Origin of the sequence: Enterococcus sp. DIV1206 (assembly GCF_051712485.1) — a bacterium.
Classification (GTDB): domain Bacteria; phylum Bacillota; class Bacilli; order Lactobacillales; family Enterococcaceae; genus Enterococcus; species Enterococcus faecalis.
In genome coordinates, this window is sequence record NZ_JBIOOZ010000001.1 from 530,038 (window position 1) to 553,378 (window position 23,341).

The 23,341-nt window shown below is 31.0% G+C and carries 27 protein-coding genes and 1 pseudogene; 22 read left to right on the forward strand and 6 right to left on the reverse strand.

Going from position 1 to position 23,341, the window contains the following annotated elements; translation table 11 throughout:
* The first annotated feature begins 12 nt into the window (after positions 1-12).
* The 8 genes from IGK86_RS02615 (at position 13) to IGK86_RS02650 (ending at position 6,234) form a co-directional block, all read left to right on the forward strand.
* Positions 13-1,977 carry a hypothetical protein gene (locus tag IGK86_RS02615; protein ID WP_002407751.1) on the forward strand — a complete coding sequence of 655 codons (1,965 nt, stop codon included), beginning with the start codon at positions 13-15 and terminating at the stop codon, positions 1,975-1,977.
* 16 nt (positions 1,978-1,993) lie between these two features.
* Positions 1,994-2,632, forward strand: coding sequence for an MSCRAMM family protein (locus tag IGK86_RS02620; RefSeq protein WP_010826862.1), 639 nt, complete (start codon positions 1,994-1,996; stop codon positions 2,630-2,632).
* Positions 2,633-2,701: 69 nt separating this feature from the next.
* Entirely contained in the window at positions 2,702-3,268 is a 567-nt protein-coding gene (locus IGK86_RS02625; protein ID WP_002407749.1) for a WxL domain-containing protein, read from the forward strand.
* Positions 3,269-3,372: 104 nt separating this feature from the next.
* Positions 3,373-3,699 carry a hypothetical protein gene (locus IGK86_RS02630; protein ID WP_002407748.1) on the forward strand — a complete coding sequence of 109 codons (327 nt, stop codon included), beginning with the start codon at positions 3,373-3,375 and terminating at the stop codon, positions 3,697-3,699.
* Positions 3,700-3,939: 240 nt separating this feature from the next.
* On the forward strand, positions 3,940-4,182 hold the full coding sequence (locus IGK86_RS02635) for a hypothetical protein (protein WP_010826863.1): 243 nt from the start codon (positions 3,940-3,942) through the stop codon (positions 4,180-4,182).
* Between the two features lie 72 nt (positions 4,183-4,254).
* Positions 4,255-5,265, forward strand: coding sequence for a DUF916 and DUF3324 domain-containing protein (locus IGK86_RS02640; RefSeq protein WP_002407746.1), 1,011 nt, complete (start codon positions 4,255-4,257; stop codon positions 5,263-5,265).
* Positions 5,266-5,530: 265 nt separating this feature from the next.
* A complete protein-coding gene (locus IGK86_RS02645) occupies positions 5,531-5,875 on the forward strand; it encodes a YxeA family protein (protein ID WP_016617136.1) in 345 nt (114 codons plus the stop codon).
* 209 nt (positions 5,876-6,084) lie between these two features.
* Positions 6,085-6,234 (forward strand): DUF805 domain-containing protein, encoded by a 150-nt coding sequence (locus IGK86_RS02650; protein ID WP_202334764.1) that lies wholly within the window; start codon positions 6,085-6,087, stop codon positions 6,232-6,234.
* 237 nt (positions 6,235-6,471) lie between these two features.
* Here the strand turns inward: IGK86_RS02650 and IGK86_RS02655 are convergent, their stop codons facing one another.
* Positions 6,472-6,912, reverse strand: a complete 441-nt coding sequence (locus IGK86_RS02655) for a MerR family transcriptional regulator (protein ID WP_002407743.1) — start codon at positions 6,910-6,912, stop codon at positions 6,472-6,474.
* 82 nt (positions 6,913-6,994) lie between these two features.
* On the opposite strand from IGK86_RS02655, the pseudogene IGK86_RS02660 reads away from it, so the two are divergent.
* The 10 genes and pseudogenes from IGK86_RS02660 (at position 6,995) to IGK86_RS02705 (ending at position 16,658) form a co-directional block, all read left to right on the forward strand.
* Positions 6,995-7,999 (forward strand): annotated as a pseudogene (locus IGK86_RS02660) (alpha/beta hydrolase).
* Positions 8,000-8,012: 13 nt separating this feature from the next.
* Complete coding sequence (locus tag IGK86_RS02665; RefSeq protein WP_002365247.1) at positions 8,013-8,762, forward strand: carboxymuconolactone decarboxylase family protein; 750 nt, start codon at positions 8,013-8,015, stop codon at positions 8,760-8,762.
* A 2-nt stretch (positions 8,763-8,764) separates the two neighbouring features.
* Entirely contained in the window at positions 8,765-9,334 is a 570-nt protein-coding gene (locus IGK86_RS02670; RefSeq protein ID WP_016617138.1) for an acyltransferase, read from the forward strand.
* Positions 9,331-9,969 (forward strand): histidine phosphatase family protein, encoded by a 639-nt coding sequence (locus IGK86_RS02675; RefSeq protein ID WP_002394289.1) that lies wholly within the window; start codon positions 9,331-9,333, stop codon positions 9,967-9,969. Before IGK86_RS02670 ends, IGK86_RS02675 begins: the two co-directional genes overlap by 4 nt.
* A gap of 224 nt (positions 9,970-10,193) precedes the next feature.
* Positions 10,194-11,225, forward strand: a complete 1,032-nt coding sequence (locus IGK86_RS02680) for a M23 family metallopeptidase (RefSeq protein ID WP_002410050.1) — start codon at positions 10,194-10,196, stop codon at positions 11,223-11,225.
* Between the two features lie 51 nt (positions 11,226-11,276).
* Positions 11,277-11,927, forward strand: a complete 651-nt coding sequence (locus IGK86_RS02685) for a C39 family peptidase (RefSeq protein ID WP_002410051.1) — start codon at positions 11,277-11,279, stop codon at positions 11,925-11,927.
* Between the two features lie 591 nt (positions 11,928-12,518).
* Positions 12,519-13,382 (forward strand): glyoxalase III HchA, encoded by an 864-nt coding sequence (gene hchA, locus IGK86_RS02690; RefSeq protein WP_002365242.1) that lies wholly within the window; start codon positions 12,519-12,521, stop codon positions 13,380-13,382.
* A gap of 700 nt (positions 13,383-14,082) precedes the next feature.
* The gene (locus IGK86_RS02695; RefSeq protein ID WP_016617140.1) at positions 14,083-14,835 is read left to right on the forward strand and encodes a CPBP family intramembrane glutamic endopeptidase; all 753 of its coding nucleotides are present in this window, start codon (positions 14,083-14,085) and stop codon (positions 14,833-14,835) included.
* Between the two features lie 249 nt (positions 14,836-15,084).
* Positions 15,085-15,324 (forward strand): hypothetical protein, encoded by a 240-nt coding sequence (locus tag IGK86_RS02700; RefSeq protein WP_002394283.1) that lies wholly within the window; start codon positions 15,085-15,087, stop codon positions 15,322-15,324.
* A gap of 284 nt (positions 15,325-15,608) precedes the next feature.
* Positions 15,609-16,658: a hypothetical protein gene (locus IGK86_RS02705; protein ID WP_002394282.1), complete on the forward strand. Its 1,050-nt coding sequence runs from the start codon at positions 15,609-15,611 to the stop codon at positions 16,656-16,658.
* Positions 16,659-16,783: 125 nt separating this feature from the next.
* On the opposite strand, the gene IGK86_RS02710 is transcribed toward IGK86_RS02705, so the two are convergent.
* Together IGK86_RS02710 and IGK86_RS02715 are read right to left on the reverse strand one after the other, a co-directional pair.
* Positions 16,784-17,392: a hypothetical protein gene (locus tag IGK86_RS02710; RefSeq protein WP_002371732.1), complete on the reverse strand. Its 609-nt coding sequence runs from the start codon at positions 17,390-17,392 to the stop codon at positions 16,784-16,786.
* Positions 17,393-17,470: 78 nt separating this feature from the next.
* Entirely contained in the window at positions 17,471-17,800 is a 330-nt protein-coding gene (locus IGK86_RS02715) for a winged helix-turn-helix transcriptional regulator (RefSeq protein ID WP_016617141.1), read from the reverse strand.
* Positions 17,801-18,021: 221 nt separating this feature from the next.
* Between IGK86_RS02715 and IGK86_RS02720 the strand changes: the two genes are divergently transcribed.
* The 4 genes from IGK86_RS02720 (at position 18,022) to IGK86_RS02735 (ending at position 21,420) form a co-directional block, all read left to right on the forward strand.
* Entirely contained in the window at positions 18,022-18,603 is a 582-nt protein-coding gene (locus IGK86_RS02720; protein WP_002380883.1) for a histidine phosphatase family protein, read from the forward strand.
* A 16-nt stretch (positions 18,604-18,619) separates the two neighbouring features.
* The gene (locus tag IGK86_RS02725) at positions 18,620-19,039 is read left to right on the forward strand and encodes a MerR family transcriptional regulator (RefSeq protein WP_002365234.1); all 420 of its coding nucleotides are present in this window, start codon (positions 18,620-18,622) and stop codon (positions 19,037-19,039) included.
* 14 nt (positions 19,040-19,053) lie between these two features.
* Positions 19,054-19,989, forward strand: a complete 936-nt coding sequence (locus tag IGK86_RS02730; protein WP_171803825.1) for an aldo/keto reductase — start codon at positions 19,054-19,056, stop codon at positions 19,987-19,989.
* A 99-nt stretch (positions 19,990-20,088) separates the two neighbouring features.
* Positions 20,089-21,420 carry an FAD-dependent oxidoreductase gene (locus IGK86_RS02735; protein WP_002407736.1) on the forward strand — a complete coding sequence of 444 codons (1,332 nt, stop codon included), beginning with the start codon at positions 20,089-20,091 and terminating at the stop codon, positions 21,418-21,420.
* Positions 21,421-21,457: 37 nt separating this feature from the next.
* Here IGK86_RS02735 and IGK86_RS02740 read toward each other — a convergent pair whose 3' ends face one another.
* Genes IGK86_RS02740 through IGK86_RS02750 form a run of 3 tightly spaced genes read right to left on the reverse strand, consistent with a single transcriptional unit; the run spans position 21,458 to position 22,864 of the window.
* Positions 21,458-21,793: a winged helix-turn-helix transcriptional regulator gene (locus tag IGK86_RS02740; RefSeq protein ID WP_002394277.1), complete on the reverse strand. Its 336-nt coding sequence runs from the start codon at positions 21,791-21,793 to the stop codon at positions 21,458-21,460.
* A 37-nt stretch (positions 21,794-21,830) separates the two neighbouring features.
* Positions 21,831-22,484, reverse strand: coding sequence for an ImmA/IrrE family metallo-endopeptidase (locus IGK86_RS02745; protein ID WP_002394276.1), 654 nt, complete (start codon positions 22,482-22,484; stop codon positions 21,831-21,833).
* Positions 22,481-22,864, reverse strand: a complete 384-nt coding sequence (locus IGK86_RS02750) for a helix-turn-helix domain-containing protein (protein ID WP_002394275.1) — start codon at positions 22,862-22,864, stop codon at positions 22,481-22,483. Before IGK86_RS02750 ends, IGK86_RS02745 begins: the two co-directional genes overlap by 4 nt.
* Positions 22,865-23,341: the final 477 nt, after the last annotated feature.

Below are 23,341 nucleotides of genomic sequence, written 5' to 3' on the forward strand. Positions count from 1 at the left end.
GGGGATAGTTCTATGAAAAAAAGTATTGTTTTAAATACAGTGGTATTAATTTCTAGTTATATTATTTTACCTACTGTAGCTATAGCAGAATCTAGTCAGCAAAACATGACTGATAGTAGTAATCAGAATCAAATAACAACAGCTAGTGATATTTCACAAGTTGATAATAAAGACATAGTTTCAAGTGAGAAAGATAATAATACTTTAGAAGAAAGTACAAAACAGGATTCGATGAAAGATACTACTGAATCAACAGAAGAAAGTAATGAGATTTCCGAAGGCGAAGAGAATAGTCCAGGTAAAAATAAAATAGATAATGGAGAAGCTAAAGTGTTTTCTACACCAAAGAAATCATCGATTAATGATATAAAAGATTGGGTTACTTTAGATACCAATTTTGGTAATAAAAAAGATGATACATCGCAGTTAATTATTAATCTGACAACTAAAGTATCCAATACCCCTATAAATTTTATTCCCAAAGGAACTAAAATAACATGTCATTTATCTAATGAATTAATAAGCTATCCAGCATTGGCTCTGGTTCCTGAATCAAATCCGTTTGTTAATTTAGAAAAAGATGAACAGTCTTCAACATTTTCTTTGATTTTTAAAACAGATTATAATATAGCTGCTGAAACAACTTTTGTGCTAAATACAATTGCAACTAATACTACTTCTAATGAAAAAAGTGGGGATTTAACTGCATCGATTGAAGACACTACAGGGCAATCAATTGCTATTCCTGTAACTAATCCGACTTTAGTGATTAATCCTATTCAGTATAAGATTCCTTTTGTTAATCCATACTGGGTATGGGATACTGGAGGAACATTTATTGGTCAAAATCAGAATCAAGTGGGTATCTATAAAAAAGGGAGTAAACAATTTAAATTTGTAACCACTATTAATCATTTTAGAAATAATATAGTAGGAACCTATGATGTAGAATTTCAAGCAGGATCTTTACAGAATCCAGATTGGTCGAGTTTGAAAATTAAATACGCGGATACAGGTAAAGATGTTCCTTCAAGTGAATATGCAATTGTTTCGCAAACAAGTAATACTTTGAAGTTACGTTTACCTAATTCTTTAACTTCTAATACAAAATTATTTATTTATTATGATACTACTCCTAAGACAGAAGATGTAGATACTATCTTTGAAAATACTTTTACTGTATATAGTAGTAAAACTGGAAAAGTTGAAGACTCTATGGGGGGCAGACAACTTCTTAGAACAAAGTTTCAAGGAAGAAGAGATTATGTATCATCAACGCCAGTTCTTGATGGTGATAATTTAGAATATTGGTATGGTGAGCCAGTAGATGTTCTTAGAGATTTTTGGGGTGGAGATGTCAATGATGGAGACTATGATTTTTCTAATCCAGAAGTAAGAAAAAGATTATTTGTTGAAGTAAGAACACAGGACGGACAAGTAGTTCCTTTAAATGAAGTAGAAAAAGGTATGCTTTCGCCAGGAACGTATGTAATGACGTATAGGATGACGAATATAATGGGATTTCAGAGTTTACCATTTACAAGAAATCTTGTAATAAAAGGAAGGCTAACATGGACCACACCAACATCAATATCATTTGGAACACACAAACTAGAAAAATTAGAACGGATATATCCAGTAGAAATAATTGAAGGTAGTCCACTAGAAGTAATTGATTCTCGTGGAAATGGTAGTAGCTGGACAGTAACAGCAAAATTAAAAGAAGAGTTTAAAAATAAAAGTAGTAAGATTGCTAAAAACATTCTGTTCTATAAAAATTTAAAGGGAGAAGAAGCTATTACTAACAGTTCTGCAGTTTTGATTGCTAAGAATACAATAGTAGATAATCAGTATAAGACGACGATTTCTAATCAATGGAATCAAGATAATGGCTTATATTTGAAGCCATCACCAGGAAATGTACAAAAAGGTGATTATACAGGAACAATTGAATGGACATTAAATGATGCGCCATAGAAAGGAAATAGAAGAGATGAAAAAAATCTATCAATGGTTATTAATGGGCGGCTTAATAGTTCTGACTTTTTGCTTAGGAATCACCACTTATGCAACGTCTAAAACGAGTCAGGCTGGAATCACTTTTACTGGAGATGGCTCAATTGAAGTCTCTGTAATTTTACAAAAAAAAGACAAAGAAACAAATAAAGTGCTTTCGGATGCAACGTTTGAACTACGAGATGAAACGGGGAAGTTAATAACCGTAAATCAGCCGATGACGACAGATGGAAAAGGAGAAATACACCTTACTCGATTGTTTCCAGGAAAATATACGTTTGTGGAAACCAAAAGCCCAAAGGGCTATCAATTAGATCAAACACCAATACCCTTTGAAGTAGGATTTGATAAAACGTCAGTAAAAGTAGTTGTGTATAATCAGAAAAATAAAAAGGTAGACGATATTAAGAATCCAACAACCAATTCAGAGAATAGTAGTAAAATACCAAATGCTGAAAATAAGAAGCCTGTAGGTCAAAAACAAGAATTAGGAAAACAAACTAAAGGGAAGTTGCCTAAAACAGGTACAAAAATTTCTTACACATGGGTATTTGTAGGGGTGTTTATTTTAGCTATAGTTGTTTATGGCACATATCGTAAATATAGAATGCGGTAATAATTATTGGTGTTAACAAAACATAGTTTTGTTGATATAAAATATCTTTAAGAAAGAAGGAGAAAATTTATGAAGTCAATGAAAGTAGCAGGCGCATTAACAGTAGCTATGATTGTAGGAGGGATTGGATTCTCTTCAATTTCTGCAGATGCAGTAGCGCCACAAAATAGTACAGGAAAAGTGACATTTACAGCGGGAGATTTAACTTTGGATAAAGTTCCAAGTTTTGATTTTGGTACGCAACAAATTACGACACAGGATCAAGATTATGATGCACAAGCACAAAGTGAAGTTCAAGTGACCGATTTGCGTGGTTCTTCAGCTGGATGGACACTAACAGTTACAGCAGGGAAGTTAAATGCTGGAATGAAAGAATTAGCAGGAGCTCAAGTAAGCTTAGCCAATGGTGCAGTAGTGAATTCAAGCAATGAAACAGTAACAGCTTCAAATACAACCTTGACACCAGAACAATCAGTGAAAGTGATGAATGCAGCTGCTGGAAACGGAAATGGTGTAACCACAAGCACTTGGCAAACAACAGGCGTGAAATTACATGTACCAGGAGCTTCAGCAAAATCGGCAGAACAATATACTGCGGATTTGACTTGGACATTGACAGATGCTCCAGCACCATAAACAGTAAGAGTAAATAAAGTGAAAATAGGGAAGCTTTATGCTTCCCTATTTTTGGAGTTTTGTGATACTCGGACAAATGTAAATGAACTGAGGTATTGAGAACAATGTATGGAATAAGAAGTCTATATGATGAGAAAACTATTCAAGATAAGAAAATAATTAAGGAAAAACGAGTAGAGTTATTACAATTAATGGCGTTAGATGATGACTGGCATAGAGATGAAGCCAGTGATTTATACAAGCAAATCATGAAGTGTAGTGAAGAATTAAGAATATTGACTTTAGATAGATGGAAAATCCGAAGAATTAGCAAAGACGAGTATAGGCGATTACGAAATTTAGGATTTACTCTTAATGAGATAGCGGAGTATTATGGTATTTCAGTTTCTTATTTAAACAAATGGCGCCAGAAAAACATGGTTACTGAATAAATGAAAAGATAAAAAATACGATTAGTTTTTATTTCATATCTTACAATGATTATAAGACTACCTATTGTATATTCTTTAAATTAACGACTCCCAATATTCGGTGGCTTTACAGATACCTGGTGGCAAATGATTATCTGTACTGCCCCGATAAGTTTAATTATTGGCATCATTGTATAGTTGAGGAAGATGAAATATTATAATAAGCTGCTAATGTATATAGAGAGAATAAGGAATAAAAAGATGAAAAAATATCCCTTTGTTGTAATTTTTTGTACAGAAGGAGTTTATGGATATTTTCCTGATATTAAAAGCATAAAGATAAAAGCTGATTTGGTTTCAACATGTTTAGTACTTGCAGAAAAAGAATTGGAAACTGAGATAAAAAAATATAAAAATTTGAATCTCCCATTACCTATAGCAAATCATATATCTTGTTACGTAGGTAATAAAAATTATGTAACTAACATAACAGTGTATCTATAAAATATTTTTATGGATATGGATGAGCTGTTGGTGGTAATACCAGATAGAAATAGTTAGAAAGGATGAGTTTTCATGAGACAGATATTGAACTACATAGGATTAGGAGTAGTTTTGTTAATTAGTATATTCGGTTTTACAATTACGGGAATAGCGACAGAAAATCAAGCAGATTTTTCAGTAAATGCAGAACAATCTGTTTATCAAGTGGATAAAACAAAGACTTATTTTGATTTGTCATTACCTGTGAATGAATCTGTGCCTCTGGTTATACATGTAACAAACAATTCTGAAAAAGTAATTGAAGTAGCAGGAGAATTGAGTCCAGCGACAACAAATATTAATGGTGTAGTAGAATATGGTAAGACAAAAAACCAACTTACTTCGAATGTTCCTTTTGATATTACGAAAGTTGCTTCTTTTGAAAAAGAAAAGCAGACAATTGCTCCTAAGCAGACTGTTGATTTTGTAGTAAATATTTCTGTTCCTACTAAAGATTTTGCGGGAATAGTGGCAGGAGGGATCACTCTTCGGGATGTTACAGAAGAAAAGACTCCAGTTGAAACAAAAGGAATGTTTAAAAATAAATTTGCCTATGCCATTGCATTACTTGTTCATGGAGAAAAAACGCCAGTAGAAAATACCATTACGTTAAAAGAAGTAATACCTACACAGGTAAATAGTAGAAATGTAGTTAGTGCAGCAATTGAAAATAAAACTGCAAACTATATCAATAAAGTATCAATTGAAGCAAGTGTTACGGATGCTAGCGAAAAAAAAGTGTTAAGTGAAAAGAAAGAAGATATGCAAATAGCGCCTAGTAGTATTTTTAAATTTCCGATTTATTATGAAAAACAAGTGATGAAGGCAGGAAAATATACACTGTTTATGACTGTAAAGTCAGAAAATAAAGAATGGCAATTAAAGAAATCTTTTAGAATTACAGAAGAAAAAGCAACAGAATTGAATAAAACAGATATTTCAGAGAAAGAAGAAAAAAAAGATATTAAATGGATTGTGATTGCTTTAGTAGGGGTTATTTTATTATTAATCATTGCTCTTATGTTTGTTTTGAGAAGGAAATAATTGTGAGAAGGAAAATTATTAGTATGAAATATTAAATGTTAGAAAGCAAGGTATTTACTTTAGTAGAGTTATTTTATAAGAATAGAAATCAAATTATCTAGAGCTTAGTCCGCTTATTTAACTGTTTTAAAGAAGTATATTTATACAAAATAATTTTCCGTTTTGTTATTTATTGTGAGGAAGATGAAATGAAAATTATTTAAACTTTATTTATTATTTTACTATAGATGTTTAAAACTAATTTTTATCTAAAGGAAGTGACATAATGAAAAAATCAGTACTATTATTTCTAACTATCTTTTGTTTGTTAGGTGGATTAGCTTGGTATATGATATATCCTCAGTATTATTATGTGAAAATAACAGGTAGTGGAATAGTTGATAAAAAGTATGAAAAACAGGAAACATATACGTATAATTTAAAAGGATATGATAAAACGGGAAATGAAAAAGATTTAACTTTTTCGACTCATCCAGATTTAAACCGTCCGTTCAAAAGAAATGCATATTTAAAAATTAGATACACTAATTTGAAGCGAGAAAATGGTTATGAAGAAGTTAAAAGAAGTGATATTCCTAAAGAAGCGTTAATTAGAATTGAATGTACTTAAAATACTATAGAATTAATTAAATTAGTTAACGTAAGAGTAATTATTTAGGATAGGAAAGGTAGACGAATTATGAGCCAATTTGCAAGTATAGATATTTTAGATGAGATGATTTTATTTTGGCTGAAATTGAATAGAAAGGTAAAATAACTTTCAAATAAACAATTAGAGACTTTTTTAGCTTTTACGTATTCTTCTGTAGAGACTTTAAAATGGTGGTTTCTTTTATTTTTATTTCAATCATAGTCATCCCAGGTATCGCTTTAAATATTAGGCGTAACCGTGATGTAGGATTAAACGGATGGGGAGCTTTTGTTTATATTTTATATTTTTATGACGCAATAAGTAAAGTATGGTTTTAGGTAGTAGTTTCCGTTGAAAAGTATTGAGAATACTGGTTTTTAATGTTTTTGTTTGTATAGTATATAAGTTCAAAAAGCAATGATTGTTAGCTCTGCTGCTAGCAGTTGTTGCTTTTTGAACTTAGTTAAATAGTGTAGTATATGAAAATTAAAGTGCTAGTGACAAATCTACTCTACTACTTTAAATACATTTGTTTTTTGTTTAGATTAACTCATTAAATGTACAATCGTTTCAAATTAATGAGAGTTTTCGTAATAAAGTTTTACCTCTTTTGGTAAGTTATTTGGAATTTTTGATTTAACAGCCACCTCATTCCCTTGCTTAAGGACTTCATCGTAGTACCAGCATTTAAATTTAATCATATCAAGAACTTTTTCCATCTGTCGCAATTCTTTTTCTACGCTTACTTTTTGTCGTTCAAATAGTTCTTTTCGAATTTTGAAAGTTTTTGACCCTAATTTTGTCCATTCCATAAATTGTTTAATATCTTTAATTTCTAATCCAGATTTCTTCAAGCATTCAATCACTCTTAAAGCTTCAATTTCGTTACTAGAAAATTTTCGAATACCGGAAACACGCGTTATTTCAGGAAATAATCCTTCTTTATCATAATAGCGGAGAGTTGAAACTGGAATGTTAAACATTTTTGATATTTCGCCGATTGAATATGCTGTCATAGCTCCTCCTGAAAAATTTTTATAATCAGACTTGACCTAAAGTTAAGTTTAGGTAGTAAGATTGTATTATTAAAAAAAATAAATGTCAACTATAGGAGGGAAAGCAAGGATGCTAGAAGATACTACAATGATTCAAAAATGGGATAAGGTATTCCAAAAAAGCGATAAGGTTAATCATCGTAAAGTGACTTTTACTAATCGATTTTGAATAGCTCTAGTTGCTGATTTATATGAACCAAAAAGACAAGCGGAAGAGTTTCCTGCAATTGCTGTGTACGGTCCGTTCGGGGCAGTTAAAGAACAATCATCAGGACTTTATGCTCAAACAATGGCAGAACGGGGCTTTTTGACGATAGCTTTTAATCCGTCATTTACTGGAGAAAGTGGAGGGATTCCACGTAATGTTGCTTCTGGCGATATTAACACTGAGGATTTCCAAGCGGCTGTTGATTTCTTGTCGGTCCAAAAAAATGTTGCTCAGGATAAAATTGGAATTATTGGTATTTGCGGTTGGGGCGGCATGGCACTAAATGCAGCTGCAATTGATACAAGAGTAAAAGCAACCGTTGTTTCGACTATGTATGATATGTCTCGTGTAACAGCTAATGGCTATTTTGATTCTATTGATGTAGATGGTCGATATGAAATGCGTCAACAACTCAATGCACAACGTATTGAAGATTTCAAAAATGGGGATTATGCTCGTTCGGGTGGTGTTCCAGATAGTTTGTCAGAAAGTGCGCCTTATTATATTAAAGATTATTTCGATTATTACAAAACAGACCGCGGCTATCATAAGCGATCGTTGAACTCAAATGAAGGTTGGAATATGACGTCTGCTCTTTCATTGTTAAATACTAAATTTCTGTCTTATAGTGATGAGATTTTTAGTGCGGTGTTAATTATTCATGGTGAAAAAGCTCATTTTCGATATTTCGCAGAAGACGCTTTTAAGAAGTTGCAAGGAGATAACAAGGAGTTGCTAATTATTCCTAAAGCAACACACACTGATCTCTACGACAAAATAGACATCATTCCATTTGATAAAATGACCGAATTTTTTTATCAAAATTTGGAAGTAAGATAGGAGGAATTTGTAAATGATTGAGAAACAAACTGCTGGAAGAGATGTTTTAGGTGAATTTGCACCCAAATTTGCTGAGCTGAATGATGATGTGTTGTTTGGTCAAGTATGGGCAAGAGAAGATAAACTTTCTTTGAAAATGCGTTCTATTGTGACAATAACGGCGCTCATTTCAAAGGGAGTTATCGATTCATCTTTGAACTATCATCTGGAAACTGCTCGGAAAAATGGTGTAACTAAGACAGAAATGGCTGAATTATTAACACATCTTTCATTTTATGCAGGATGGCCGAATGCTTGGGCAGCGTTTCGATTGGCGAAAGAAGTGTATGTGGAGGACCATAACAAAGAAGAACATGGGGGATTGTTTGGTCAAGGGGAATTAAACACAGCTTATTCAGAATACTTTATTGGTCAAAGTTATTTGAAACCATTGACTGATCCAAAAGAAACAGTGTTTATTGCCAATGTCACGTTTGAACCAGCTTGCCGTAATAATTGGCATATTCATCATGCGAAATCAGGAGGAGGCCAAATCTTGATATGCGTAGATGGTGAAGGTTGGTATCAAGAAGAAGGAAAAGAAGCACAAAGCCTGAAGCCAGGGGATACCATTACAATACCTGCCAATGTAAAGCATTGGCACGGTGCAAAGAAAGATCGGTGGTTTAGCCACTTGGCGATTGAAGTGCCTGGGGTAGAAACATCAAACGAATGGCTAGAGCCTGTTAAAAATGAATTTTATGATAGTCTAAAGGAGTGTTAATAATGAAAGTAAGTATTGAAGATGTTATTAATGGGTACAGAAGTGATGCTCCTGTTGATTTAGAGCGAGATGCGTATGCTGAGGAGCTTTATCAAGAAGCGATAAAAATTGGAATAGAAATGAATACCAAGTATCATTCAGAAGAGGAATTACGAGAAATTATGAGTTACTTGATTGGAAAAAAAGTAGATGAAACTTTTCGTATATTTCCACCTTTTTATACGGACTTTGGTAAAAACATTACACTTGGCAAAAATGTCTTTATAAACTCAGGGACACATTTCCAAGACCAAGGTGGAATTGTGATTGGTGATGGTGTATTTATAGGACATAATGTAGTACTTGCTACAATTAATCACGACCTATTTCCAAAGAATAAACGTAAAAATCATTATGCGCCAATTGTGTTAAAAAATAACGTATGGATTGGTTCAAATGCTACGATTACTTCAGGTGTAACGATTGGTGAGTGGTCAGTAGTTGCAGCAGGTGCGGTCGCACCCTACACTGTAGTAGGTGGCGTTCCCGCTCGTGTGCTAAAATCAATAGATAAGGAAGAGAATGGTAGATGATTGATAAAACAACAAATTCAAAAGCAGATGAGACTGATAATATGAAGAAACTTTATCTTATGCGACATGGTGAAACGCTATTTAATAAATTAGGGAAAATTCAAGGAGCAAGTGACTCACCTTTGACTGAAGTAGGAATAAAACAAGCAAGAATTGCAAAAGAGTACTTCCAAAATCATAATATTAAATTAGATGCTTATTATTCCTCTACACAAGAGCGTGCATCAGATACACTAGAAATAATTATAGGAAATAAAAAATATAAGCGTATAAGGGAACTAAAAGAATGGAATTTTGGTATATTTGAAGGAGAAAGAGAATATTTAAACCCTAAAAGACCTATTGGGGAAACTTCATATGGTGATTCTTTTGTGCCTTATGGCGGGGAGTCTTCAAAAGTGGTGCAGGAAAGAATAAACAAAGGACTTACTAAAATTATGGAACAAGAAAATAACCAGAACGTTTTGGCAGTTAGTCATGGGGGGGCTATGTATCTATTTATACAAAAATGGCTAGCGTATGAAAAAGTTTCAAAGATAAACTTTTCAAATTGTTGTATTTTAGAGTTTGGGTATAAAAATAATAGTTTTGTATTTCTACAAGCGATAAATCATGATTTTTCTAATTTAGTTTAAAAAAGTAAACAGATCGGAAGTTAAAAAAACTTTTGACCTGTTTACTTTTTATGTATGCTTTTTGAATTTTAAATATTTTTCTTTTTTTATAAATAACAGCATATTGGTTTTGATATATCTTCTAGAGCTCTGTAAAATGTTATCGTGTTAGTATAATTATTTGAAATATATCGTACCTAGCAGTACATTAGTTTTGTAACTAATATTAATTAGGAGGGTTTTCTGTGAAAAAAACTTTAATTTCTGTTCTAGGGGTTTTATCTATCGTTGTTTCTATGGCATTTTCTTCTTATTCTGTCAATGCAGCTTCTAATGATTGGTCTTGGCCACTAGGCAAACCATATGCGGGAAGATATGAAGAAGGACAACAATTTGGGAATACCGCATTTGATCGAGGAGGCACTTATTTCCATGATGGGTTTGACTTCGGCTCTGCTATCTATGGAAATGGTAGTGTGTATGCTGTGCATGATGGTAAAATTTTATATGCTGGTTGGGATCCTGTAGGTGGAGGTTCATTAGGCGCATTTATTGTATTACAAGCAGGAGATACAAATGTGATCTATCAAGAATTTAGCCGAAATGTTGGGGACATTAAAGTTAGCACGGGACAAACTGTTAAAAAAGGACAGCTTATAGGGAACTTTACTTCTAGTCATTTACATTTAGGAATGACAAAGAAAGAATGGCGCGCTGCTCATTCTTCTTGGAATAAAGATGATGGCACTTGGTTTAACCCAATTCCTATACTTCAAGGAGGGTCTACGCCTACACCTCCAAATCCAGGACCAACAAATTTCACAACAAATGTACATTATGGTTTACACGTCCTTGGGGGATCTTGGTTGGGGGAAGTAACAAACTTTAACAATACTAATGATGGTTTTGCAGGTTATCCTAATCGGCAACATGATATGCTTTATATTAAGGTAGATAAAGGGGAATTGAAGTATCGTGTTCATACAGCTCAAAGTGGCTGGTTAGCTTGGGTAAATAAAGGAAATAAAAATGATACAGTGAATGGTGTAGCAGGTATTCAAGGACAAGCAATTGATGGTGTTCAGTTAAACTATATAACTTCTAAGGGAGAAAAATTATCACAAGCATACTATCGCTCACAAACTACGAAACGATCAGGATGGTTAAAAGTAAGTGCAGATAATGGTTCTATTCCGGGATTAGATAGTTATGCAGGAATTTTTGGAGAACCGTTAGATCGCTTGCAAATTGGTATTTCACAGTCTAATCCATTTTAAATTTAAAAAATAACAGCACGATTACGCATTTAATAAATTTTAAAGAGGTGAATGAGTATAAATAAAGATATAGTCAATATACTGAAAAAAACATTTATTTTGCCTGTTGTTGGAGTATTCTTTATGCTGAGTACCAATGCTTTTGCTTCTGAAGATTATAATTTACTTGGAGTAAAAAATTATGATCAGTATGCATTAGGAGCACCTAGTGGGTGTGAGGGAGCTTCACTATTACAAGGATTACAGTATAAAGGGAAAATTCCAGATTGGGACTTAATCAAGTTTTTGAAGACAATCCCTATCTCTTCTAGTGGAAATCCTTATGATGGATTTGTAGGTAGTCCTTTTGTTGAAAACTCATGGACTTATTCCGCTATCTATCCTATTCCTTTAGTAAAATGGGGGCAAGCATATGGTGATGTAAAAGATATGTCAGGTCATTCTTTAGATGAATTACTAAATGAAGTGAAAAATAATAATCCAATTGTTGCTTGGGTAACGATAAAATTTCAACCGGCACGATGGGGAATATGGAATTTTGGTAGAGCAGTAAATAATAATCATGCAGTAACTTTAGATGGTTATGATTCAAAAAAAGAAAAACTTCACGTATCGGATCCGATTTCTGGTAAATATTGGATCGATAAGAATACATTTGAAAGTGTATATAATGAAAGAAACTTTGCGGTTGCGATTTATTAAGATCTATTACTTATCAAATTATAGAAATAAAAGAAATTTTTTTATCGAATGTATTTGAAAGTGTACAGAAGAACTGTTTTTTGTACACTTTTTTTAGTTTATTTTAAGGAATAATAAATATATTCTATTTATTATCAACAACCCAGTAAATAAATAACCATAAATCAAGTAAAAAAATCATAACTTCAATATCTGTTTCTCCTGATGGTTAAAATAGTTAAAGATTTTAACGCCATGAATTCGTTAAATATGAGTGTGCTAGTAGTTTATATTTATAAAAAATAAACTATGGAATTTTATAAAATTTTTAAAATAGTGAATTGAACAATAAAAATAGTTTTAAATATTACAATAATTTTAAGCTGATTTCTAGATTTTCTATTTTAAAACCATATTGAGCATTATGGTTGTCATAGATAAAAAATAGATGGTAAAATATTTCCACCTAAAATCGAATAAGAGATTTTGGGAATATAGTATATGGTGAAAGTCGTTTTTGTAAGATGCTGAGTATATTAAAAAATTATAGAAATTTTTAAGTTAACAAAAATAAAACTTTCGCTAGATTATTTATAGAAAAGAGGAAAAATAATGACAGAATTAAGTAAAAAGCCCGTACGTGATTATGCAGAACATAATGCTTATTTCCCATCAGAGTACTCATTGAGTGTTTATACAAGTCCAGTTACACCTTTTGATGGCTATAAGTTTAATAAGGCTTATTCTGGAGGAGAATTAAAGATTTTAATGATTGGATCAGATGAGCGCTATGTCCAAGTGCAAAACGGGAAATTGTTTTCTACAGGTAATCATCCTGTAGAGACTTTGCTACCTATGATGCACATGGCTGCAGCGGGGTTCGACATTGATGTTGCTACTCTTTCTGGTAACTCCATCAAGTTAGAAATGTGGGCTATGCCAGAAGAAGACGAGGCTGTGATGGACTTTTACCATGATTACCTTCCTAAGTTTGAGAACCCTTTGAAGCTAAGTGAAATTTTACCTCAAGTAATGGCCGATAATTCTCCTTATGTGGCAGTTTTCTTCCCTGGTGGTCATGGAGCATTGCTAAATCTTCCTGAAAGTGAAGAAGTCAAAGACATTCTCAATTGGGCTATGACCAATGATAAGAAAGTAGTGACTCTTTGTCATGGACCTGCTGCATTGCTAGCTGCAACTCTTAATGACGGAGATTTTCTTTTTGATGGTTACGAAATGACTGTCTTTCCAGATAGTTTGGATGAAGGTGCTAATCAAGAAATTGGATATATGCCAGGACTATTGAAATGGCGTTTACAAGAAACACTGGAAGAAAATGGAGTAAAAGTTCTCAATGAAGATATTACAGGACAAGTTCATAAAGATCGTAATCTATTAACAGGAGATAGTCCACTTGCTGCTAATAATTTGGGGATTCTTGCTGCTAATGAGTTGTTAGAAATGGTGGATCAATAAAAAAAATTTCATTACTAATAAAAAAATATTAGTGTTGTACAAAAACATGAAATTAATAGGATTTTTAATGGGTTTAACAGTTTGTTTTTAGAAGTGAATAGTTAGAATAGATAAATATTAATTTATATTCAAAGTTAATCAAACCTTTCTTGAAATAGGGAGGTTTGATTAATTTAAAATATGAATAAATTCATATAGACGTAGATACGCCTTAGCTAAAAAAATCAATAATTTTTATTTTATAAATATTAGGGAGAAATTTTTATATAAAAGATATGGTAAATAAATGGGTCTCTCAGAACAATAATGCTGGAAAAATAACATTTACACAAAAAGAATAACATTTTTATAATTCTTAAATTAAAGAAGTTCCTAATTATTATATATTAGACATCGATATAAATTATAAGTTAAAAATAGTGTTTGACAAATAGCTAATTTCTAGACAGAAGTATATTGAAAGATGTATGTGTTAAATTAGCATAGTTTTACATTTCTCTATTTAGTGATTGAATTTTAGAAGATTTGTGAGATTTAATACAATATAAATACCCTCCCTTATATTAAAATCTGAAGGTAAAAGTAAATAGTTGGGATTCTTAATTAGCGATATCAATTATATATATCTTAAAGTTCGATAAAGAAATTTACGTATAAGTGTAGATGGAGAAAATTAAACTTTAATAAGAAGGTGTATTATGTGTATAAATATAAAAAAATTAAATTAAATATAGAGTTATTGACTGTTATAGTTATCAATTTATTAAGTTTGCAATTAAGTGCTTTTTTATTTGGAAAAAATAATGAACTAACAATTAAAGGTGCACTAACTTATACGTTACCATTAATTATTATTTTTTTTAGTATTCGTATTTTGAGTGTAAAAATTGGTTATAAAAATTTAAAAAATACTCTAAAATCTTTTTTTAGGGATGGACGCTACTTAATTTTGATAATGGTAATTTTTTTTCTAATAAATTTAGGTTCTATTTCTAGTGATAAATTAGATGGTTTTCAAATTAGAAATGTTTTCTTTTTTCTTTTAACATGCTTTTTTACAGGTGTTTTTGAAGAATTACTATTTAGAGGAATTGTTTTAACACGTCTATCTAGTATTTATTCTCCTAGAGTAAGTGTAACAATATCGTCTATTTTTTTTTGTATAGTACATCTATTAAATTTGATAGATCAACCATGGTTAATTAAAGGAACGCTAACTCAAGTTTTTTATACGTTTTGTTTAGGTATGATTTTAGGAACAATTTATTCTAAGAGAAACAATATTTTTACAATTATATTATTACACGCTAGCTTCAATTTTTTTGGCTCATTTTCTCAAGTTTTTACATGCAATATTTCTTTGGTCAAACAAGATAGTTCTATGATTGAAATCCTTATACCTATAATATTGATAGTACCTTCTACAATACTTTCATTAAAGAAGATGCATTAACATAGTATTTGAGTACCTATTCTAATTTTACAAAAAAATGATTTAATAAAATGATTTTTATATAAATAAATTTATCTGAGAATTACATCTATCTATATAATTAAAAAAGCGAGTTCACAATTGTATGTTTAGTGAAGAAGATAAGCTTGAGATTATTCTAGGCATAATTTATATACACAATAAATAGGAATAAAAGTTCATACTTTTTTTTGTACTAATTATTATGGAATTAAAATTGGAGATGATGATATGTTTAAACTATATCTTAACTATTGGAAAAGAATTTTTGATTATAAAGGAACATCAGATGTGATTGAAATTTTTATTGCGTTAGCAGGTGATTTTTTAGTAATCATTTTTTTGAATATTCTAGGTATTGTCATTCCAATTAGCTGGGAAAATAGTTTAGTGAATTTTTTATATATTGTTAAATTAGCAATGATAGTTCCAGCAATATCATTGTTAGTACGAGTTCTAAATAAATATTAAATTAAGGATAAAAAATATACAAAATATTATTATACAGTGTTCAAATTCATTATACGTTTAACATTTTTAAGTAAAATTAAAAAGTTGCTATAGAAAAATTTTTATAGAATATTAATAGAGACACATCTTTTAATTTATTGATCTCTTTTGCTGAATAATTGTAAAGATTTCTTTATAGATTGTTTTTAATAACTCTTTATAATTATAGAAAATCAAAATATTTGTATAAATAAATAACATCCTATAAAATTTTATTGTAAATAAAAATTAGGAGGATATATAAAATGAAAAAAAGCAATACAAGATTCAGAACTTATTTTACAGACGATGAAGCGGGGACAAACATTTCTTGGGGATCAGTTTTTGCTGGAGTAATTACATTTCTATCTATTTTTATGACTCTTGGACTTATTGGATCAGCGATTGGGTTCGGTACTTTAAAACCGACATCAAGTAACCCTTTAGATGGAGTTGGGACTGGACTCATTATTTGGTCGATTATTACTATTGTGTTATCTCTGATGGCTGCAGGATTTGTATCTGGTGTAGCGGCTAAAAGAATTGGTTTATTGCACGGTTTCTTAACATGGGCAACAAGTATGATTGTAGTAATGCTTTTAGTGAGTTATACAGCTGTTAGTACATTTTCAGCAATCGGTTCCCTTTTAGGAAATGTTGCTTCTGGTGTAGGGGATAGTGTTGGGGCAGTTGCTTCTACTACTGGCGATGCGATCTCAAAAGGTTTTGATAAAGTAACTGATGAAATTGGCACGGTCAATACACAAGAACTACAAAATAATGTAAATAAATATTTAAAAGATACGGATGTTCCAGAACTTCAACCAGATTATTTAAAAGATCAAATGAGTGAAGCGACTGATAAAATCAAAGATGCTGGTAAAGAAATTATAAAAAATCCTGAAAATGCAGATAAGGTTTTTGATTCTACAGCGGATTCTTTACAAGACCAAGCGAAAAAAATTGGCGATTCCGTAGATAAAAACGCGATTGCGAATGCTGTAGCGAAAAATAGCGACTTATCTCAAGAAGAAGCTCAACAAGCAACAGATAATATTTACAATGAATTAAAAACAGCTAGTGATGAAGCGCAAAAACAAATTGACACTGCACGTACTAATTTAGATAAAGCTAAAGATGATTTGAAAGAATCAATCGATGAAGCAAGACAAGCGGCAGAGGATGCATCAAACACGACAGCTAAAGCATCTATTTGGGGATTTGTTGCAATGGTCGTTGGCTTAATTATTACTTCCCTATTTGGATTATTAGGAGCTAACTTAGTAAAAAATCCTGAAAGAGAGCATAAAATGTAAGAACATTAAAGTAATTTAAATGTTAATAATCAATGTAATGAATATTTTGAACTGTTTATAAAAAAAGTCTGAGAACATTATTGTTAATGCTTTTCAGACTTTTTTTTGCATGCAATTGTTATTATTTAATCGAATTTTATAATTTTTAAATCTTTAAAAAACGCTTCTGTACCGATATCAACGAACAATCCTATACTACCAGAAGCAGCCTCCCCAAGTTTCATGTTCTCTACAACCAAAGAAGGAGTTTCATTATTGTTTATATAAAATTCACCTCTAGATTCTTGAATTATGGCTTTTAAAGTAATCCATTCGTTAAGCTTAATATCAGCTGAACCTTCATAATCCGCTATATTAAGATTTCTAAAATATTCAAAGGTATAGTTGGGGTATGAAAAATATTGTACTGCTCTATTCTTTCTTATAGGATCTTCGCTATGACCATTGGTAGGGCGTATATAAAAAGATTCAAATTTAGAATCATCATCATTTATCCTGAATGCAATACCGATAAAACCTCGAGCAAAGTTTGGAGCATTCGACAATAACCTACTTAACATTTTTACTTCAATTATACCATTATGAAAAGAAAAATTAGTTACTTTAGCGTAGGTATTTTCATCAAATTCCATTATTTTATTTGATTTTACAACTCTTAAAACAATATCTTTTTTTAAAGTAGTAAGTTTGGCATTTACATTTACTTGCTCAAAATCAAACATTTCTATATCCATGTTTTCACGCTCCCTAATTTTCTATAATATAAGGATAGCTTATTTTTTTTAGAATGAGAAGTAGGTACAAAAATGTAACTATATGTTAACTTGTGTTTTGTAAAATTCTCCCCACTCTCTCATAGATTCAATTACAGGTAATAATGTATTTCCTAGTTTAGTTAATTTATATTCGACATGGGGTGGATTTTTTTTAAAATCAATACGTTCAACAAGGCCATCTTCAATCATTGACTTTAAACTAGCTGTCAAAACTTTTTGTGAAATTCCACTCAATGATCTTTTTAACTCACTATTTCTTTTGGAACCAGTCATTAAATCCCGGATAATCAAGACCTTCCATTTACTATTAACTAGTTTAACTGTTGTTTCTACATCACAAATAGGTAATTGTGGATTTTTTTTCATAATTTTGTTCTCCGAATAGAATTTTTAATTTATCTATAGTATAAATTAAATTTATAGATAATTTCAACGGAAATATCTAATAAAATTTTATTAATAGACTTTCTATTTTAGCTAATATTGTGTGAAAAATTATAGATATATATTTTAAAACATAATCAGTTGCCTTGAAGTTAACTTCAAGGTTTATAATGATGAAAAATAGATAGTAGGGAGTTAGATAGATGAAAAAGACACTTTATTTAATGAGACATGGTCAAACATTGTTCAATCAACAAAAAAAAATTCAAGGATGGTGCGATTCTCCTTTAACAAAACAAGGAATTGAACAAGCTAAGATAGCTAAAGAATTTTTTGAAAAAAACGGTATTGTATTTGATGGTGCACACACTTCTACTCTTGAACGAGCTTCAGATACATTAGAATTAATTACAGAAATAAACTATGAAAGGCATAAAGGCTTAAAAGAATGGAATTTTGGCAGATTAGAAGCGGAGCATGAATATTTAAATCCACCATTACCTTATAGAGATTTTTTTGTACAATATGGTGGTGAAGAAGAAATAGAGTTTAGAAAAAGAGTAACAAAATGCTTAGTAAATATTATGCAGAAAGAACAAGGTAAAACTATTTTAGTAGTCTCACATGGAGCAGCTTGTAGGCAATTTATAAGAGAGTGGGCGCATTTAAGTGATATTACACCGCAAGCTCCTATTGGTAACTGTAGTATTATGAAATTTTGTTTTGAGAATGATCAGTTTTACTTAGAAGAGATTATTAATCATGATTTTTCACATTTAGAGTAAGGAGGTAAAGACAATAATGAATATAAAACAGGCAGCAGAAATGTTTAATTTAACAGTAGATACGTTAAGATATTATGAACGAGTGGGAATAATACCTCCTGTATCAAGAAACAGTAGTGGATATAGAGACTATAAAACTAAAGATTTAAATTGGGTTTATTTAGTAAAAAATCTTCGTAATGCAGGCTTATCTATAGAATCTTTGATTGAATTTTCAACTTTAGCACAACTTAGAGATAAACAAAATGTAGAAGATGCGCAGAAGCATATTTTAAAAGAACAGTTAGTAGAATTAGATAAAAAGCTAGAGGAAATGCAACAAACAAGAGAATTACTTGTGTACAAGATAGAAACATATGAGGATCATATTGCAAAATTTAAAGCTGGTGAATTGGATCCTGATAAAGTCGAAAAACTATGGGAACGAAAAAAATAAATTTTTTTCTTTTTATGTATTTAACTCTAAGATTTAGGATAGAACATGTAAAGAAATTAGAGGAGGAAAACAATATGCAAACAATTACTTTGAATAATGGTGTAGAAATGCCTCAATTGGGATTTGGTGTGTATCAAATTCCATTAGAAGAAACAGCTGAAGCAGTCTATCAAGCCATTAAAGCAGGATACCGTTTGATCGATACAGCTTCTATTTACGGAAATGAAAAAGAAACAGGTGAGGGAATCAAACGTGCCATCAATGAAGATCTGGTCACTAGAGATGAACTTTTTATTACCTCTAAATTGTTTATTCTTCAAGCATCAGAGGGCAAAGCTAAGGAAACGATTGAACATTCTCTTAAAGTAATGGGATTGGATTATCTTGATCTTTATCTTATTCATCAACCATATGGAGATATTTATGGTGCATGGCGGTCAATGGTTGCTACTCAAAAAGCAGGGAAATTGCGTGCAATAGGAATTTCAAATTTCAAGTCAGCTAAAATGATTGAGTTTGTTGGATTGAATGAAGTAAAACCTCAAATTAATCAAATTGAAGTGAATCCATGGAATCAGCGAATTGAAGATCAGGAATGGCACGAAAAATATGAAGTACAAATAGAAGCTTGGGCACCATTTGCAGAAGGCCGCCATGAACTATTCAAAAATCCAGTATTAGAAGAAATCGGTGAGCAATATGGCAAGTCAATTGGTCAAGTTGTGCTTCGCTGGCTAATGCAAAGAGGGATTGTAGCTTTAGCAAAATCAGTCCATCCTGAACGAATGGCTGAAAACATTGATATTTTTGATTTTGAGCTTTCAAAAGGAGACATTGAAAAGATAGCGAATTTAGACATGAAAGAATCTGCTTTCTTTGATCATGACGCACCACAGCAAGTGGAATGGTTTATGAATAGAATGCTAGACACTGAAATTAATGTGGATTAAAGGAGTTAAAAAAGATAGGTCTGTATGGTTACTTTAAAGTAACTAATTGCTAGCTATAATAAAACCTTATAAAATTATTTTAGAAAGGAAGTGATTGTTATGAACAAATATAAAAATATAATTATTGGTTTTGGAAAGGGAGGGAAAACACTAGCAAAAGAAATTGCTATGCGTGGTGAAGAGGTATTGATGATTGAAGAATCTGAACTAATGTATGGAGGGACATGTATTAATGTAGGATGTATACCATCAAAATCTTTAATAATTAATGGAGAAAAACATGTAGATATGTCAACGGCGCATTCAATAAAAAATAGTTTGACAAGTAAGTTGAGAGAAAAAAATTACAATAACCTTTTTGAAGAAGAGAATATAACTATTTTAAATGGAAAAGCTAAATTTTTATCAGATAAAATCATACAAATCACTAAGACAGATAATACGAAAATCCAAGTTGAAGGTGAACGTATTTTTATTAATACGGGCTCAAAAACTATCAAATTACCTATAGATGGGGTAAATAAAAGTAAAAATGTTTTAGATTCTACAACTGCTATGGAACAAGTAATAGCACCAGAAAAAATAGTTATTATAGGTGCTGGTTATATTGGGTTAGAATTTGCATCAATGTTTAATTCTTATGGAAGCAAAGTTAGTATTTTAGATGCTAGCTCTGAATTTTTACCTAGAGAAGATGAAGATATCTCAACATTAATATATAAAGATTTTTTAGATAAGGGAATTGATATTCAGTTAGGCGTATCTATAAACCATATCATAGATAAGGATAATTATACTGAAGTAATATATACTCAAGCTGGTAAAATAAAAAAAGTAGAAGTGTCTAAATTGCTTGTAGCTACAGGTAGAAAACCTAATACAGATGCCTTAGGATTAGAAAACACAAATATAAAAACGGATAGTCATGGGGCTATTGTTGTAGATGAATTTTTAAAAACATCTGTGGAAAATATTTGGGCAATAGGCGATGTAAAAGGGGGCCTACAATTTACCTATATTTCTTTAGATGATTATAGAATAATAGTGGATTATCTTTATGGTGACAAAAAGAGAAATACTATGAATAGAGGTAATATACCGTACAGTGTATTTATAACACCACCTTTTTCAAGTGTTGGAATAAAAGAAAAGGAGCTAGAAAAAAGCAAAGTAAACTATAAAGTTTTTAGTTTACCTGTAAAAGCTATACCTAAAGCCCATATTATTGATCAGACAGTAGGAATTTTTAAAGTAATAATAGATGCAGAAACTGAAAAGATTTTGGGAGCTTCTTTATATGGTGCAGAATCTCATGAATTAATAAATCTTATTTCGTTGGCAATGGATTTTAATATGGACTATAAAGTATTACGTGATAGAGTGTATACCCATCCTACTATGTCGGAATCTTTAAATGATTTACTAAAATAAAAAATTGAAGTTCATTTCATAGCCATAGAAATGAACTTCAATTTTTTAGATTTGTACAATCTAATTCTCTTTGACCCCATAGTTTCATTTGTAAAACAATAGTTGCTAAATCTTTTCCCTTTTCAGACAAATAATAAGTGGACGAAGTAGTATTATTGAAAACTTCTTTTTCATTCTTAACAATCTCATTGTCTTCCAAAAGTTTTAGTTGTTGTTTGATCATTTTTGGAGAACTATTCGGAAGCATTCGGCAAATTTCTCCAAAGCGCATAGATCCTCCGTTTAGGGATTCTATTATTTGGGGGATCCACTTTTTTCCAAGTATATTAGATAAAGCCTCTACAGGGCATTTTTTTTCTACGTTTTTATCCATTATGTAACACTCCTTTTATGAATTATTAAAATAAAAACTAATTGAAAATAAATCTGTAGATGTCAGTTTCTTTATGAAAGTAATAATTGTTAAAAAGTGTATTAGCGTGTGTAAAAGTACAGTTATTTACATACATAAGATGTTCGATGAGTCTATTTCTTAATGCAGATTTGCTCATAAAAAAGTATTGTGCAATTTCTTCGAATGAATAAAATTTTTTAAATGCGTAAAACAAGGCTTGGTCATTTGCCATTAACATGCTAGCACCGACATTAGCACGATATTCTTTTGGAAAATCTTCCATCAAGTAACCATTTTTTAAAAGAATATCAGAAAAAGTATGAGTTGCATTATTAATTTTAGGTATATCTATGTAGTAATGCATAACCTCATGCATTTTAGTGAAATTTTTTCGTTCTAACATTAATTCTTTGTTTGTTGTTATAATGACTTCATCGTCTACTTTAGAGATTGAACCAAGCATCCGTCTTTTAAGTTGTTTTTGAAACGTGTATTCAACAAATTCAACATCTTCAACTTCTTTTACATATTTTTCAATATCAAAGCATTTAACTTGTTCAATATTTTTGGAAGAGTAGTAAGATACTTCTTTTATTAATTCGTTCGAAAAATTAAATGCTTCAAAATAGAGTTCTTTACTAATAAAATCCACCAACAACAGTCCAATCAATCTTTTTTGTTACGTTCCTTTTTTTCTTTTGCTTTTTTTATAAGAAAATCTTGAAAGTCGATTAATTCCTCTTCTAATTCTTCTATATCTTCTATGTCCATATCAGAAGTATTTAAACGAAAATGAGAAATGATATTTTTTCCAATTTTTTCCTTGTCGTTTAGATGTATTCTTTCCTCTGTTCTACCTAGTAAAAAATCGGTAGATACATCATATAAGGAAGCAATTTTTGATAGCATTTCCGAATCTGGTTCACGTGTTCCATATTCCCAGTTTGCATAGGTTCCTAAGTTATTTAAGCCTAGTTGTTTTGCAACATATGTTTTTGTCCATTCTTTTTCTTCTCTTAAAAGCTGTAGTCTTTTTGCTAATGGTTGCACTGGTTTTACCTCCTCTTATAAGTACATTATAAACTTTTTGTGTACAAAATTGAGAAAGTTAAACAAAAAGTGTTGACAATTTATTTTAAAAGGTATATTCTTAACACAAGTTAAACAAAATGTTTAACTTTTCAGTTGGATAAACAAAAAAGCGTTCACGAGAAGAAAATGAATCTCCATTTCGTAAACGCCGTAAAATAAAACTTAGACACTTTTATTGTACGGTATTTGACGAGATAAAACAAGGGTGAAGTTTTCATTAAATGTTGTAAGTCTTGTTGAGGTGGTGCGTACCAGCCGTTGAATGGGACGCAAGGTGGCAGTAGTATCTTTAACTAGAGCCATATTGATGACAGATTAATGCAGAGCTGTCAGATTATTTTCAATAACCATGTCGTGAGACACGTTGGAAATAGTTGCTGAACTAGATTGAATAAAAAAATCTATGCAAGCTCAATAAAAGGAGGAGAGCTGTAC